The organism is Mesorhizobium sp. P2_C7, assembly GCF_056404515.1.
Genome location: NZ_JBFUDW010000009.1, coordinates 187,437 through 201,293 on the forward strand (window position 1 = coordinate 187,437; position 13,857 = coordinate 201,293).

At 58.8% G+C, this 13,857-nt stretch carries 13 protein-coding genes; 12 read left to right on the forward strand and 1 reads right to left on the reverse strand.

What is annotated here, in order from left to right; all coding sequences use genetic code 11:
* The first annotated feature begins 504 nt into the window (after positions 1–504).
* From AC1D2G_RS20205 to AC1D2G_RS20220, 4 genes are read left to right on the forward strand one after another with little or no spacing between them, the layout of a single operon-like run.
* Positions 505–1,365 (forward strand): fumarylacetoacetate hydrolase family protein, encoded by an 861-nt coding sequence (locus AC1D2G_RS20205; RefSeq protein WP_477416303.1) that lies wholly within the window; start codon positions 505–507, stop codon positions 1,363–1,365.
* A gap of 2 nt (positions 1,366–1,367) precedes the next feature.
* Positions 1,368–2,171, forward strand: a complete 804-nt coding sequence (hpaH, locus tag AC1D2G_RS20210; RefSeq protein WP_477416122.1) for a 2-oxo-hept-4-ene-1,7-dioate hydratase — start codon at positions 1,368–1,370, stop codon at positions 2,169–2,171.
* 25 nt (positions 2,172–2,196) lie between these two features.
* Entirely contained in the window at positions 2,197–2,589 is a 393-nt protein-coding gene (locus AC1D2G_RS20215; protein ID WP_477416124.1) for a RidA family protein, read from the forward strand.
* Positions 2,590–2,600: 11 nt separating this feature from the next.
* Complete coding sequence (locus AC1D2G_RS20220) at positions 2,601–3,518, forward strand: amidohydrolase family protein (protein WP_477416126.1); 918 nt, start codon at positions 2,601–2,603, stop codon at positions 3,516–3,518.
* Between the two features lie 276 nt (positions 3,519–3,794).
* On the opposite strand, the gene AC1D2G_RS20225 is transcribed toward AC1D2G_RS20220, so the two are convergent.
* Positions 3,795–4,691 (reverse strand): LysR substrate-binding domain-containing protein, encoded by an 897-nt coding sequence (locus AC1D2G_RS20225; protein WP_477416128.1) that lies wholly within the window; start codon positions 4,689–4,691, stop codon positions 3,795–3,797.
* Between the two features lie 161 nt (positions 4,692–4,852).
* On the opposite strand from AC1D2G_RS20225, the gene AC1D2G_RS20230 reads away from it, so the two are divergent.
* Genes AC1D2G_RS20230 through AC1D2G_RS20265 form a run of 8 tightly spaced genes read left to right on the forward strand, consistent with a single transcriptional unit; the run spans position 4,853 to position 13,844 of the window.
* Positions 4,853–5,749: a dihydrodipicolinate synthase family protein gene (locus AC1D2G_RS20230; RefSeq protein WP_477416130.1), complete on the forward strand. Its 897-nt coding sequence runs from the start codon at positions 4,853–4,855 to the stop codon at positions 5,747–5,749.
* A gap of 37 nt (positions 5,750–5,786) precedes the next feature.
* The gene (locus AC1D2G_RS20235) at positions 5,787–7,253 is read left to right on the forward strand and encodes an aldehyde dehydrogenase family protein (RefSeq protein WP_477416132.1); all 1,467 of its coding nucleotides are present in this window, start codon (positions 5,787–5,789) and stop codon (positions 7,251–7,253) included.
* A gap of 47 nt (positions 7,254–7,300) precedes the next feature.
* The gene (locus AC1D2G_RS20240; protein WP_477416134.1) at positions 7,301–8,422 is read left to right on the forward strand and encodes a proline racemase family protein; all 1,122 of its coding nucleotides are present in this window, start codon (positions 7,301–7,303) and stop codon (positions 8,420–8,422) included.
* The gene (locus tag AC1D2G_RS20245; RefSeq protein WP_477416136.1) at positions 8,419–9,468 is read left to right on the forward strand and encodes an extracellular solute-binding protein; all 1,050 of its coding nucleotides are present in this window, start codon (positions 8,419–8,421) and stop codon (positions 9,466–9,468) included. The genes AC1D2G_RS20240 and AC1D2G_RS20245 overlap by 4 nt, the downstream gene beginning before the upstream one ends.
* Before the next feature lie 58 nt (positions 9,469–9,526).
* Entirely contained in the window at positions 9,527–10,363 is an 837-nt protein-coding gene (locus tag AC1D2G_RS20250; RefSeq protein ID WP_477416138.1) for an ABC transporter permease, read from the forward strand.
* A 3-nt stretch (positions 10,364–10,366) separates the two neighbouring features.
* Positions 10,367–11,200, forward strand: coding sequence for an ABC transporter permease (locus tag AC1D2G_RS20255; RefSeq protein WP_477416140.1), 834 nt, complete (start codon positions 10,367–10,369; stop codon positions 11,198–11,200).
* Entirely contained in the window at positions 11,193–12,314 is a 1,122-nt protein-coding gene (locus AC1D2G_RS20260) for an ABC transporter ATP-binding protein (protein ID WP_477416142.1), read from the forward strand. The genes AC1D2G_RS20255 and AC1D2G_RS20260 overlap by 8 nt, the downstream gene beginning before the upstream one ends.
* A gap of 39 nt (positions 12,315–12,353) precedes the next feature.
* Positions 12,354–13,844: an aldehyde dehydrogenase family protein gene (locus AC1D2G_RS20265; RefSeq protein WP_477416144.1), complete on the forward strand. Its 1,491-nt coding sequence runs from the start codon at positions 12,354–12,356 to the stop codon at positions 13,842–13,844.
* Positions 13,845–13,857: the final 13 nt, after the last annotated feature.

Here is a 13,857-nt window from a genome sequence, read left to right on the forward strand (position 1 = left end):
GTTCGACAGAATAGGCGGTAGGATGCAGTGGCTGCGGTCGCAGTGAGACGTAAAAGATAACTACAATGGCTGGCGCACAATATCCTCAAATACCAACATCATCCACATCGCGGATAAGCCGCTTATGGACGCGTTGCCTGGAAGCTCAGTGAGACCGCGCATTGTCAGTAAGATCGAGCAGTTCAGGCTCGCAAGGTTGCTGAGTCAGCAAAGTGCCGCAGCTCGCGGTTCCGAGGGTCGAATGGAGCGCGTGTTTCGGGTTGTCTCGGATTCGGCAGAGGCGCCCAGGAGCGCCCAGGAGCCTGATGCTCGGAGAGGTCGTGATCCACGTCCGCGAGAGTCTCGTGAACTATGGCAACGTTGCTCGATCCGATCGCGCATGGTGGTCGCCCCTTGGCGATATCGTCACGCTACACAGCGCCCTTTCAAACGCCAAATTGCTCGAATGAATGCGGAACGAAGTCGGCCCGCCGCGTAGGGCACAAGAACTGGGAAGGACGAGCATTGCGACTGCTGAGCTATCTCTTCGACGGAAAGCCGAACTATGGCGCTGCTATAGAAGGCGGGGTCGTCGATCTCACTAGGCGAATCGGCGAGGATTTTCCCGATCTGAAGGCGCTTGTTGCTAACGATGCCTTGGAAACCGCGCGGCAGGCGGTGGCTGGCCAAAGGCCAGATTATGCGCTGGAGCAAGTGATCCTGTTGCCGCCGATCGCGGCGCCGGAGAAACTGTGGTGCATCGGCGTGAACTACGCCGAGCGCAACGCCGAATACAAAGACGATTCCGACCTGCCTAAATATCCGAGCCTGTTCGTACGCAGCCCATCCTCCATGGTCGGCTCTGGTCAGCCGATCGAGAAGCCAAGCGTCTCCGAGCAACTCGATTATGAAGGCGAGCTGGCAATTGTGATCGGCAAGGGGGGGCGCCACATTTCGCGCGAACAGGCTTGGTCGCATATTTTCGGCATGACGCTGTGCAATGAGGGCACGGTGCGGGACTGGCTGCGCCATGGCAAGTTCAATGTCACGCAGGGCAAGAACTTTGACCGCTCCGGCAGCATCGGGCCATGGATCGTAACGGCGGATGAACTGGATCCGCGCGGCGTGCACGATATCATCACGCGCGTGAATGGCGAGGTACGCCAGCAGGACAGCACCGAGCGCCTGATGTTCACTTTCGATGTCTTGATCGCCTACCTTTCAACGTTCGCCACGCTGAAGCCCGGCGATATCATCGTGACGGGCACCCCGGCCGGTGCCGGTGCGCGTTTTGATCCGCCGCGCTGGCTCAAGGCAGGCGACCTCGTTGAAGTGGAGTCCAGTCGCATCGGCGTGCTGCGTAACACCGTATTTGCGGAGCTATAGATATGCTTGATGTAATGACGATCGGACGCCTCGCGACACAACTCGACGAGGCCGAACGCACCAAGATACTCATCCCGATGTTTTCGCGCGCGTACCCCGAAATTACCATCGAGGATGCTTACGCCATCCAGCGCGCATGGACGCTACTGCAGCTCGATCGCGGCCGTGTCATCAAGGGCCACAAGATCGGCCTGACTTCGAAAGCCATGCAGAGCGCGGTCGGCATCGCCGAGCCTGACTACGGCGTGCTGTTCGCTGACATGTTCTACGCAGATGCCGGCCCGATTCCCTTTGACCGCTTCCACGCGCCGCGAATCGAGGTCGAGCTGGCTTTTGTCCTGAAGGCGCCGCTTTGCGGACCCGATTGCACGATCTTCGACGTGCTCAACGCCACCGACTATGTGACGCCGGCGTTGGAGATCCTAGAGACGCGCATGCATCGCCTTGATCCTGCTACGGGCGAGGGACGCAAGATTATGGACACCATCTCGGACAATGCTGCAAATGCTGCGTTGGTGCTCGGCGGCCGTCCATTTCGTCCACTGGACGCTGACATGCGTTGGATCGGCGCGCTGCTGTTTCGCAACGGCGAGATCGAGGAAACAGGCCTTGCGGCAGGCGTACTTAATCACCCCGCCAATGGCATCGCTTGGCTCGCCAATCGCCTAGCACCGCATGACGAGCATCTTGCGGCCGGCGAGGTCGTGCTGGCGGGATCGTTCACGCGGCCCGTCGACATTCGCCGTGGCGACACGTTTCACGCCGACTATGGCGGCTTCGGTTCAGTCTCTTGCCAATTCGTCTGATCCAGCAAACGAGGACTCAGAGTTCATGACGGCTCCGAAGCGGCGCAAGAGTATCCACATCCCCAATTTCAAGCACGTCAACCCCATTCCGAACGCTTGCCGCTTGGGCAATCTCGTGATGTCAGGGGTCATCCTGGGGCGCGATCCCGGAAGCGGGCAAATGCCGGAGAGTCTTGAGGCGCAATGCTCAAACATGTTCGCATGTATGAAGGCCATTGTGGAAGCGGCCGGTGGCACCACCGACGATATCGTCAAGATTACGGTCTGGCTAAAGGACCGTTCTCAGCGCGGCCCGCTCAATGAAGAGTGGCTCAAGATGTTTCCGGATGAACACTCGCGCCCCGCGCGCCATGCGTTGCCGCTAGATCTAGAAGGCGGCGCGCTCGTACAGTGCGACTTCACCGCCGTGGTCGATTGAAGGGATTTGTGATGCCGAGCTATCTACCGTTCGACCCCAGTCCGCGCCGTCCTGCCAAGGCGCCGCCTCCGAGGTGCGTCGACAGCCAGTTTCACGTGCTAGGCCCCCTGGACAAATACCCGATCCGTCCTGGCGCGGCCTATCAAATGCCGACTGCAACGTGGGAGGCGGCCCTGCGCATGCACAAGGCGCTCGGCATCGAGCGCGGCATCATCGTGCAGACCACTACTTACGGCGCCGATCATGCCGTCGTGCTGGACGCCCTTGCCGCCATGGGCCCGAACTATCGCGGCTGCGCCAATGCGCTGGTGTTCGCGGAAGCAAGCGACGCCTATCTCAGCACTCTCCATGATGCTGGCATCCGCGGCGCACGCTTCAGCTTCCGCAAAGAGCTCGGCGCGGTACTGTCGGACACAGATTATGCCCGCGCCATCGCGAGGATACGCGAGCTTGGCTGGTATGTAAAAATCCAGCCAGAGAAGGACGGCATCATGTCAAGCGTCGAGAAGTATCAATCGCTCGACGTGCCTGTGCTGATCGATCATATGGCACGGCCCGACCCTGCACGCGGCAAGGACGATCCCAACCTGTGCAAGATGCTCGATTTGCTGGAACGGGAAAATTTCTGGGTGATGCTCTCGCTCGGCGAGAAGATCTCGAAGGCAGGCCCCCCTTGGGATGATGTGATCCCGATCGCGCGAGCCTATATCGAGGCTGCGCCCGACCGCTGCATCTGGGCGAGCGACTGGCCGCATCCGGTCTCGGTAGTTCAGCCTCCCAATGATGCTGATTTACTTGAACTGATGTATCGTTATGCGCCGGACCGGCCGACATTGGAGAATATCCTAGTTCACAATCCGGCCAAACTGTTCGGGTATGTTGCTGAAGATGTGAGGCTCGCTTCGATCGAGTTGGGATCCATCACTTAATCTGCCACGGCCCGTCCTCCTGTGTTTAGGATCGGCTCAGCCCACTCGAGCAACCCTCGGAGGCGCAGTGTAGGGCGAGCCACATCACCGGCAGAGGCGGACATACGGTCTTACCAGGGCTTCAGGATCGGCTGTTCTGCGCCCAGCGAATACTCCGGCCTTCTGTTCACCGGTTATATGGAGGGGGCCAGTGGGCGAAGCGGGCCAACAAGCCGGCGGATTCGTTCAGCCTAAGCGTTGAGTCGTTTTCTAGACTAGGTGAGATCAACAAATCGCTTACTCTAAGGTTTCCTGAGCCTTGCTCTCAAGCCAATCCTTGAATACACGCACACGGCCGGCTTGCTCGCCACCTTTTGTATAGACGAAGTAATACGCCTCTTCCGTGTAGCATGCGAAATTTTCGGCAATCCTGAGGACGCCAGTCTCAACGGCGGCATGCATGGACAGCCTGCTTTCCAGGCAGATACCAAGCCCCTGCACCGCAGCTGCGACGGCCAACGCCGAGCGGTCGATATGCATGACAGGGGCCTCGTCTATGCCCTCGACGGCGTGTTGTTCGGCCCAATCCAGCCAGTTCACCAACCGGTTGCCGGTGAACACCAGCAGATGACCGAGGATTTCTTTCGGGTGCGATAGATTCTCATCCAGCGAAAAAAACCGCGGGTTCCATGCCGGGACCAGTTCGTCTTTCATTATCAAGACGGATTGGACGGTCGGCCAGTTACCATGGCCATAACGGATCTCGCAATCGAGCTTATGGTCAACGAAGCTGTTCTCCTTCGGCGAGGTGACGAGCTCTAGTTGGAAATCCCGGTGTTCCCTCATGAATTCCGCAAGCTGGGGCATGAGCCATTCGGTCGTGAAATCCGGCGGCACGCCGATGCACAGCTTTTCCTTCTGCTCGCGCCGCACAAGAATGGACCGAGCGTCGGCGATCCGGCCCAATGCGTCCTTGACCAGTTGAAAATACAGCTTTCCGGCTTCGGTCAGCACCATACGCCGGCCGTCGCGTACGAACAGTTCCTGGCCGACATAGTCTTCCAGGAGCCTGATTTGGTGGCTGACAGCGGAGGGCGACAGGCACAGCTCGTCAGCCGCCAGCGTGAAATTGTCCCTGCGGGCTGCGACCTCAAAACAGCGCAGCGCGTTTAGCGGAGGGAGTTTTCTGCTCATACCGTCAATCCGTGTTTCCGCCTTCTAGTATGGCAATGGGCTCGGCAAGCTCAAGCGTCTGCAACCACAATGCGCATTCATTGTCCGAATGAAATCTATTCGTTTTGAACGCCGTGGTTCCCCCACTAGCGTCCAGCAATTGTTCAATTTGGAGTGGTAGCGTGAGCAGGCGCATAGATTGGAATGGCTACTTCGTAGTTTGTGTCACCCCGTTCCGCCAGGATGGGGGTCTGGACGAGGCAGCCACGCGTGAGATGGTGGATTTGTTCATAGCCGAAGGTGTCGACGGCATCGTGGTGGCCGGAAGCACTGGAGAATGGTTCTCGATGTCGGACAAGGAGCGTATCGAGCTCTTCCGGATCGTCGCTGATCAAACCAAATCCCGCGTCAAGCTAATTGCCGGTGTGTGCGCGATTGCCACGCCTACCGCAGTGCATCTGACGGAATCGGCCAAGGCGCTCGGGTACGATGGCGCGCTGATCCTGCCCCCGCCTTATGTCTTGCCGTCCGCGCGCGAGACAGAGGCCTTCTTTGCCGCCGTCGACGCTGTCGGCCTGCCGCTCATGCTCTACAACAATCCTGCCAGGACGGGAGTTAACCTCGACGCCAAGACGCTAAGGGCGCTCATGCGCTTCACCAATGTTGTGGCGTTGAAAGAGAGTGTAAAGGACCTGCAGCAGGTCAGCAGCACCGTTCGCGCTGTCGGCGCCGAACTGGCGATTTTCACCGGTCTGGAAAACTACCTCATCCCTATGATGCAGCGAGGCGCCGTCGGCGTGGTGGCGATGTCGCCCAACGTATTGGGCAAGGATTCATTCGCATTCTTCGACGCGATCCGTAAAGGCGATTTCACCAGTGCAATCCGTGGGCAGAAGCAGGTCGATTTGCTCTACGACGCAATGTATGGCGCCGGGTTCAATCCCTATGTCGTGCTGAAAGAAGGCATGCGCCTGCTCGGACGCCCGGGCGGCTTTCCCAGAGAGCCGCTTCTGGGGCTCGATGAGCTTGGTCGCGAAAAGCTGTCGGCTACACTCAAAGAGATCGCGGCCGTTCGGTAATCCATCGTTACCCGCGCTTTTCTGAAAGAGCTTTCCCATGAATGTCAGAGCTTCCAATCAATTAGATCTGCCAACTCACATGGTTGTCGGCTCCAACAGGCGTCAGGCTGCGGACGGTAGGACGCATCCCACTCACGACCCGTCTACGGGCGAGTTGATCGCCGAGGTTGCCATTGCGTCGGCCTCGGATGTTGACGAAGCCGTTGCGGCGGCCGAGGCGGCCTGGCGCGGTGACTGGAGGAACGCCACTCCAGCGCAGCGTGCGCGTGTCCTTATGCGCGCGGCAGCTCTGATACGGGAAGACAGCCAGCGGCTGGCGCTGATAGAAACGCTCGACAGCGGCAAGCCGCTACGCGAAGCGAAGGGCGATATCGAAACCAGCGCCCGCTACTTCGAGTATTACGCCGGCATCGCCGACAAGTTCGAAGGTGTGTCGATACCGCTCGGCAATTCGCACGTATCGTTCACGCTTCGCGAGCCCGTCGGCGTTACAGCACATATCATTCCCTGGAACTTTCCACTTGTCACCACGGCTCGCGGCGTCGCTCCGGCACTTGCCGCTGGTGCCTCGGCTGTCGTAAAGCCGGCCGAACAGACACCGCTCAGCGCGATCCTTCTAGCCGATATCCTAAAGCGGGCAGGGCTGCCGGACGGGGTCTACAACGTCGTTCCTGGAGTGGGCGGTGAAACCGGAGCCGCACTCGTTTCCCACCCTGGTGTTGCGCATGTGACGTTCACCGGGTCGGTTCCGACCGGTAAGCGCGTCATGCATGCCGCCGCCGATCACGTGGCCTCGGTTACGCTGGAACTCGGCGGCAAGTCGCCGGTCGTCGTCCTCGACGACGCCGACCACGCTTCCGCGCTGGACGGGGTGATGCGCGCGATCTTCACCAATGCTGGCCAGGTATGCTCCGCTGGATCCCGTCTTATTGTGGAGAGGGGAATAGCCGACCAATTCATCGAGTCAGTATGTAACAGCGCGAAGTCGCTCAAGCTTGGCCGGGGCAGCGACGACCCACAGCTTGGACCGCTGATAACGAACGAGCAACGCGATCGCGTAACCGGCTTTGTAGATGCGGCGAGAGCCAGCGGCGCATCGGTTCTAACCGGCGGTAGCAAGGCCGTCGTGCAGGGCCTGGAAGGCGGCTGGTACTACGAGCCGACCATTATCCGCAGTGACGATCCCGGCGCGGACATTGTTCAGGAGGAGGTTTTCGGACCGGTCTTGACCGTGCAGGTAGCCGACGATGCCGAGCATGCCATTCGGCTTGCCAACGGCACCCGTTTCGGCCTGGTAGCTGGGATCTACACCGCCAATGTCTCGAGGGCGTTGCGTTTTGCCAAGGATGTCGAGGCAGGTCAGGTATTCATCAACCAATACTTCGCTGGCGGCGTCGAAACTCCCTTCGGCGGGTTCAAGAACAGCGGATTTGGTCGGGAGAAAGGCCTTGAAGCGATGTTGAATTACTCCAGAACCAAAACGATCACTGCAAAAATATCGTAGAAATAAGAAATGAAAAACAATCAAAACGTCTCTTTGAGGTTTATTCCATGAGCTTCAAAAGAACAATTAATACGATAAGCATGCATGCAGAAGGCGCGCACAATGAAGTGATAGTCGGTGGTATTATCGACATGCCCGGAACCTCGATGTTTGAGAAAGCTCGGTATATGCGGGAGCATCGCGACGATATACGTCAGTTTCTGCTTCATGAACCGCGCGGGAAAGTCATTCAGTGTGTCAACCTGGTGCTACCTTCTGCTCAGCCAGGGGTGGACGCTGGGTTCATAATCATGGAGTCGGAAGCCTATCCACCGATGTCCGGTACCAACACGATGTCGACAGTAACGGCTCTTCTTGAAAGCGGGCTGCTACCGATGAAGGAACCATTTACCGATCTTGTGCTCGAGGCGCCTGGAGGCCTGATAAAGGTTCGCGCCCATTGCAGCGCTGGTCAGTGCACCGGCATCACGATCGAAAACGTCCCCTGTTTCGTCTTCGGCTTGGACATTCCTATCCGCGTCGAGGGCCTGGGCGAGATCACGGTGGATATCGCTTACGGGGCAATGATCTATGTTGTCGTCGATGCCGCAAAAGTCGGGGCCGATATTGCGCCGCAGAATGCAAAGCAACTGGTCAACCTCGGAGAGCGTATAAAGCACGCCGCCGCTACCCAGTTCGAAGCGATCCACCCTGAGAATCCCGAGATTCATACCGTCAACCAGACGCTTTTTGCCGGTCCAATCGAGCGCCTGCGGACCGGTGAAATCAGATCGCGCAACACAGTTGTCGTGTCGCCGGGAAGGCTGGACCGGTCACCTTGCGGAACAGGCACCTCGGCTCGACTGGCGGTGATGCACGATCGGGGGGAGATCGGTCTGGATGAACCCTTTCTACACGACTCAATCGTCGGCACCACCTTCACCGGTAGAATCGTGAGGGAGGTCACGATTGGAAACAAAAGCGGGATCGTTCCAACGATCACCGGTCGTGCATGGGTCACAGGCTTTCACACCCATGTCTTGAGCCCAACCGACCCACTACCGGTAGGATATCGTCTCAACGACACGTGGCCGATGAGCCCATTCGACTGGTCCGGTGATGGTGCTCAGAGTTTCGATAATAAACAAGCCGAGTCTGAATCGGCCAACCCAGAGGAGAATGCAGCATGATTAGCAGGCGAACAGTTCTAAAAGGCGTGGCAGCTGGCGCGGTCGCAAGCGCGGGCCTTGCAATGCCGGCGATCGGGCAATCAAAGCCTGACCGACTGATCGTTCCGGACGGTGGCGGTATCATCCGTGATGCGTACAAGAAGGCGCACTATGATACTTTCGAGGCCAAGACCGGCATCAAAATCGTCCCAGCCGAGTATATGGGAATCTCGCAGCTCAAGGCGCTAGTCGAGAACAAAGCATGGTCTCAGGCGGACGTGCTTTCGATCTCCTCTGGTGAGGCTGCCATAGCGGCACGCCAAGGCCTCGTGGAAAGGCTGGACTACGGCAATATCGACAAAACCAAGCTCATCCCACAGACGGTCAATGACCACTATATGCTCACTTCCCTCTCGGCCAGCGTCGTGGCCTGGAACACCTCTAAGTTCAACAAAGATACTGCGCCGAAGGACTGGAAGGATGTTTTCGATCCTTCGAAATTCAAAGGACGCCGAGGCATGTGGAAGAATGCTTCACTGACAATGGACATCGCAGCGCTGGGGTCTGGTATCCCAGCTGACAAGCTTTATCCTCTGAACATCGATGCGGCTATAAATGCCTTGAAGGGCCTTGGGGACGATCTCGTGTTCTGGGAGCACGGTGCGCAATGTGCACAGATGCTTTCCGACAATGAAGTAGATTTCGAATTTGGCTGGGCGGGGCGTCTATTTAATCCTCGCAAGAATGGCGAGCCTGTCGACTACCACTTCCATCAGGCCGTCCTGGATGGCGACGCGTCCGTGATCCCACTAGGCTCACCCAATCGCAAGTGGGCGCAAATGTTCATCGACCACATGACCGATGCAAAGGATCAGGCAGAGCTCAGCAAAGTCGCGCCCTATGCGCCGACAAACACCGACGCTTCAAAATATCTTACGGCAGAAGAGCTTGCTGCCCTTCCGACCGGCCCAGGGAATTTTCCGAGCGTCGTCTTTCAAGATGCCGGCTGGTGGGCTGACAACGGTCAGGCAGCATTTGACGCATTTAATAAGTTCCTCCTGGGCTAAGGTCGCCCGAGCCGGCATGCCACCTTAGGAGGCATGCCGGCTTCAAAGGAAGCACAGCATGATAGTGACCAGTCGACAGGCCCATTTCTCGCTGGTCGGGCTTCCGACCATTTTCCTTGCCCTGCTGTTCGTCTGGCCTCTTCTGTACGTCGTCAGTACCGCCATCTATGATCACGGGCTGACCCTCGGCCCTTTCCGGGGCATTGTCGAAAGCGAGGCGCATATCCGCGTCATCGTGAACACGTTGCGAATATCGGCTATCGTAACTGTTGTGTGCCTGTTGCTGGGTTATCCAATCGCGTTTTACATATCGAATTCTTCGGGTCTGACGCGGCAGATCACGCTGGCGCTGGTCGTTATACCCTTCTGCACCAGCGTGGTCATCCGGGCCTATGCATGGATAGCACTCTTCCAGCGCTACGGTTTCATTAACAAGTCCCTGTTGGATCTGGGCTTGATCGGCAATCCTTTGAGCATATTGCAGACCGAGACAGCAGTGATCATAGGCATGGCGCATGCCGTTCTGCCTTTTGCGATATTCCCGATCCTCAATTCGCTCGACCGTATCGACAGAACTTTGATCCGTGCCTCCGAAACGCTCGGCGCGAGCGAAGTGCGAACATTCGTAAGCGTGTGGATTCCGCTTTCCTTACCAGGGATAATGGCCGGCGGATTGCTGACCTTCATCACTTCAGTGGGCTTCTATGTCACGCCGGCGCTTCTGGGAGGACGCCAGCAGGTCATGGTTTCCGTGCTGATCGAACAATATATCAACCGAACCGCCAATTGGCCCGCAGCCTCGGCACTTGGTACAGTGCTGCTCGTCATTACCTCGATACTCTACCTGGCTTACGAGCGTGTCGCTCGCAAGAGCGGCGGATTTGGAGGGAATTGAGCCATGAGCGAATATAGCTCCAACCACGACCATGGATATGAAGGCGCAAGCCGCCTTTTGAATATCTCCTTCCTGATCAAAGTCATAGCGTTCGCGGCCCTGTTCTATCTGGTGGTCCCTACGCTGGTGATCTTTCCGCTGTCACTGAGCTCTAGCAGAAACCTGGCGTTTCCCCCGCCTGGCTGGTCTCTCGAATGGTATCGCGAGCTCTTCGCATCGCAAGCCTATCGCGACGCGTTCTTGAATAGCGTGCTGATCGGCATTCCGGCTTCGCTGATCGCCACCGTTCTGGGCACGCTGTCGGCATTGGGCTCGACGCAGCGCGAAGGCCCATCAACGCGTGCGTTCACGGCGCTGGTGATGGCTCCCATGCTGTTTCCTCAGGTGGTTCTGGCAATCGGGCTCTACGCCACCCTTGCCCGGCTCGGCCTGTTGGGGTCCTACACCGGCGTTATCATGGCCCATGCGGCCATGGGCGTTCCGCTGGTGTTCGTGCCGGTCTCGGCAAGTTTGCGCCTTCGCTCCGGTCGGCTTGAGCAGGCCGCCGAAACCATGGGCGCCGATCCTTGGACGGTGTTCTGGACCGTTACCTTCCCCGGCATCCGCGCTGCGGTAGTCGTCGGGGCGATATTCGTGTTCGCGTTTTCCTTCGATGAAGTGATCCTATCTCTCTTCCTCACTAGCTCGACCACGATGACCTTGCCGAAACAACTATTCAGCGAGTTGCGCTTCAATATGACCCCGATCGTCGCTGCTGCTTCCAGCGTGATCGTCCTCATCACCCTAGTTCTACTCACCACGGTGGCGCTGGTCACTCGGGAGAAGAAGCGTGTTTAACTGGCGGAACAAGGACATCGGGGCCGTGGAGATCCCTAAAATGATCAATAGCGAAACTCGATCGCATCTGGTGTACGAGAACGTCGAAAAGCACTATGGCGATTTCCAGGCTCTGGAAAAGACGAGCTTCACCGTTGGTCGCGGCGAGTTCTTCTCGCTGATCGGCCCGAGTGGCTCGGGCAAGTCAACGCTCCTGGGCGTGACCGCTGGCTTCATGCAGCCTTCTGCCGGCACGGTCAGCGTGGACGGCGTGAACGTCGTCGGCGTCCCGGCGTCAAAGCGCAATGCCGGGATGGTCTTTCAGCACTATTCGCTCTTCCCGCACATGACGGTGGCTCAGAACGTCGCTTATCCGCTCAAGGTGCGCAAGATGTCTAAGACGGTGATCCAAGAGAAGGTACGCGCGGCGCTGGCAAGCGTGCGCCTTTCCCCCATGGCGGACAGGTATCCGGGGCAGCTTTCCGGCGGCCAGCAGCAGCGCGTGGCGCTGGCGCGCGCCTCGGTATACGAGCCGACGCTTCTCCTGATGGACGAGCCGCTGAGCGCTCTCGACAAGAACCTGCGCGAGGAAATGCAGTTCGAAATCAAGGAATTCCAGCGCAAGCTCGGCGTCACCGTGCTTTACGTCACGCACGACCAGCACGAGGCCGCGACCATGTCCGACCGCGTCGCGATCATGAACAACGGCCGCATCGAACAGATCGGCGAGCCGCGGGAACTCTATGATCGGCCCCGAAATGCCTTCGTGGCCGGCTTCCTGGGGCAGGCCAACCTGTTCCGGATTGTCGGGCAGGCGTCCAACGGCGCTGTCGCCACCGAGCAGAACATAGATCTTCGCTGCGAAGGCGAGACATCGTCGGTGGCCAACTGCTCGGTCTGCGTCAGGCCAGAGGCGATTTACATAGCCAAGTCTCCTGCAACCGCCGCCGACAATGTGGCCGTGGGCACCGTACGGGATGTCGTGCATTCTTCCGGTACGGTGCACTACCGGGTCGATGTCGGCAGTGGCCAAATCTTGCAGGTCAGGCAGGTCGGACCTTCGGAAGAAATACGGCCGGGCGAGCGGGTCTGGCTCTCCTGGCACAAGGGCGCCAGCCAGATTATCCGGAATTGAACTACGGACTCCGCAGTGAACAAGTGTGGAATTGAAGCAATGCAGAGCAAGATTGATCCGACAGCCTTGGAATTCGACGGGCGCCACTTTATCGACGGTGCGGCGGGCGACCATGGCGACGAAACCATTACGGTCATTCGCCCGTCCGACGGCGTTGTTGCAGGCAATACGTTCAATGCATCCAGCGATACCGTGGCACGCGCCGTAAACGCTGCGTCCAACGCGTTCCGCTCCAGCGGCTGGAAGGAAAAGGCGCCGCGTGAACGCGCCGCAGTGATGCGGGCCTGGGCCGACCTCGTCGATGCCGAACGCGAGCGGATCGCGGCGATCGAGGCGGTCAGCTCGACCCGTCTCGTCGCCCAGACCCGGGCTCGCGACGTGCCGGTCTGCGCCGAACTCATCCGCTACTATTCGGAATATATCGACAAGCATGAGGGGGTCGTCACCGCCACCGATGCTGGCGCTCTCAGCCTGATCCTGAGCGAACCGATCGGCGTCATCGCTGGCATCTCGCCCTGGAACTTCCCGCTGCTGAACGCCACGATGAAGATTGCGCCCGCGATAGCCGCCGGAAATTCCATTGTCTTCAAACCGTCCGAACTGACGCCGTTTTCTATTGTCGAGATCGCCAAGCTCGCCACCAGGGCCGGCTTGCCGGACGGCATTCTCAACATCGTTCAGGGCTTTGGCCAGAGCACTGGCTCGGCGCTCGTGCGCCATCCGCTGGTGTCCAAGGTGAGCTTCACGGGGTCCACGCGCACCGGGGCGGACATCGTGTGCGAGGCGGCGCGCCACGGCATGAAGCCGGTTGTCATGGAACTGGGTGGCAAGAGCCCCATCGTCGTGTTCGACGACGTGCCGGACCTCGACTACGTTGCGGACCAGGCGTTTCGGACGTTTACCGGAAATGCTGGGCAGGGCTGCACGGCCGGGACCCGGCTCGTCGTCCATGAATCCATTGCCGACAGGCTGATCGAAAAGATCGGCGCGCTGTTCAAAAGCGTGAAGCCCGGTCCGACATGGAGCACGGACACCACGCTCTCGCCGATCATCAATGAGAGGCAATGCGCCCGCGTTGAGGAACTTCTTTCCGGCGCTCTGCGTGATGGTGCGCGCGTCGTTGCAGGCGGCAGCCGCATCGCCAGCACCGGCGGCGGAATTTTCTTCCAGCCAACGATACTCGACGATGTCCATAAGCAGAGCGTAGCGGCGCAGGAGGAGTTTTTCGGGCCGATCCTTTCCGTTCAGCGCTTCTCTGACATGCAGCAGGCCGTCGAACTGGCGAACAACACAATTTATGGCCTCGCGGCCAGCGTGTTCACCGACAATTTGAATACCGCCTTGCGGGTTTCCCGGGCGATCGAGTCGGGCGTGGTGTGGATCAACCGTCATGGCAGGACGGCCGATCTGAGTTCACCTGCCGGTGGCTATAAGGGGTCGGGTTTCGGCAAGGAATGGGGGCGACCCGGACTTGAGGAATATCTCAGGCACAAGGCCATCTGGATCGACCACGGCACTGTCGCCCGCTGAGGGTTCACCACGT

Excerpts from the sequence above, each read along its gene's own strand:
- hpaH (WP_477416122.1), top strand. The coding sequence starts at position 1,368 with ATGCTTGATGTAATGACGATCGGACGCCTCGCGACACAACTCGACGAG.
- AC1D2G_RS20215 (WP_477416124.1), top strand. The coding sequence starts at position 2,197 with ATGACGGCTCCGAAGCGGCGCAAGAGTATCCACATCCCCAATTTCAAG.
- AC1D2G_RS20220 (WP_477416126.1), top strand. The coding sequence starts at position 2,601 with ATGCCGAGCTATCTACCGTTCGACCCCAGTCCGCGCCGTCCTGCCAAG.
- AC1D2G_RS20225 (WP_477416128.1), bottom strand. The coding sequence starts at position 4,691 with ATGAGCAGAAAACTCCCTCCGCTAAACGCGCTGCGCTGTTTTGAGGTC.
- AC1D2G_RS20235 (WP_477416132.1), top strand. The coding sequence starts at position 5,787 with ATGAATGTCAGAGCTTCCAATCAATTAGATCTGCCAACTCACATGGTT.
- AC1D2G_RS20240 (WP_477416134.1), top strand. The coding sequence starts at position 7,301 with ATGAGCTTCAAAAGAACAATTAATACGATAAGCATGCATGCAGAAGGC.
- AC1D2G_RS20245 (WP_477416136.1), top strand. The coding sequence starts at position 8,419 with ATGATTAGCAGGCGAACAGTTCTAAAAGGCGTGGCAGCTGGCGCGGTC.
- AC1D2G_RS20250 (WP_477416138.1), top strand. The coding sequence starts at position 9,527 with ATGATAGTGACCAGTCGACAGGCCCATTTCTCGCTGGTCGGGCTTCCG.
- AC1D2G_RS20255 (WP_477416140.1), top strand. The coding sequence starts at position 10,367 with ATGAGCGAATATAGCTCCAACCACGACCATGGATATGAAGGCGCAAGC.
- AC1D2G_RS20265 (WP_477416144.1), top strand. The coding sequence starts at position 12,354 with ATGCAGAGCAAGATTGATCCGACAGCCTTGGAATTCGACGGGCGCCAC.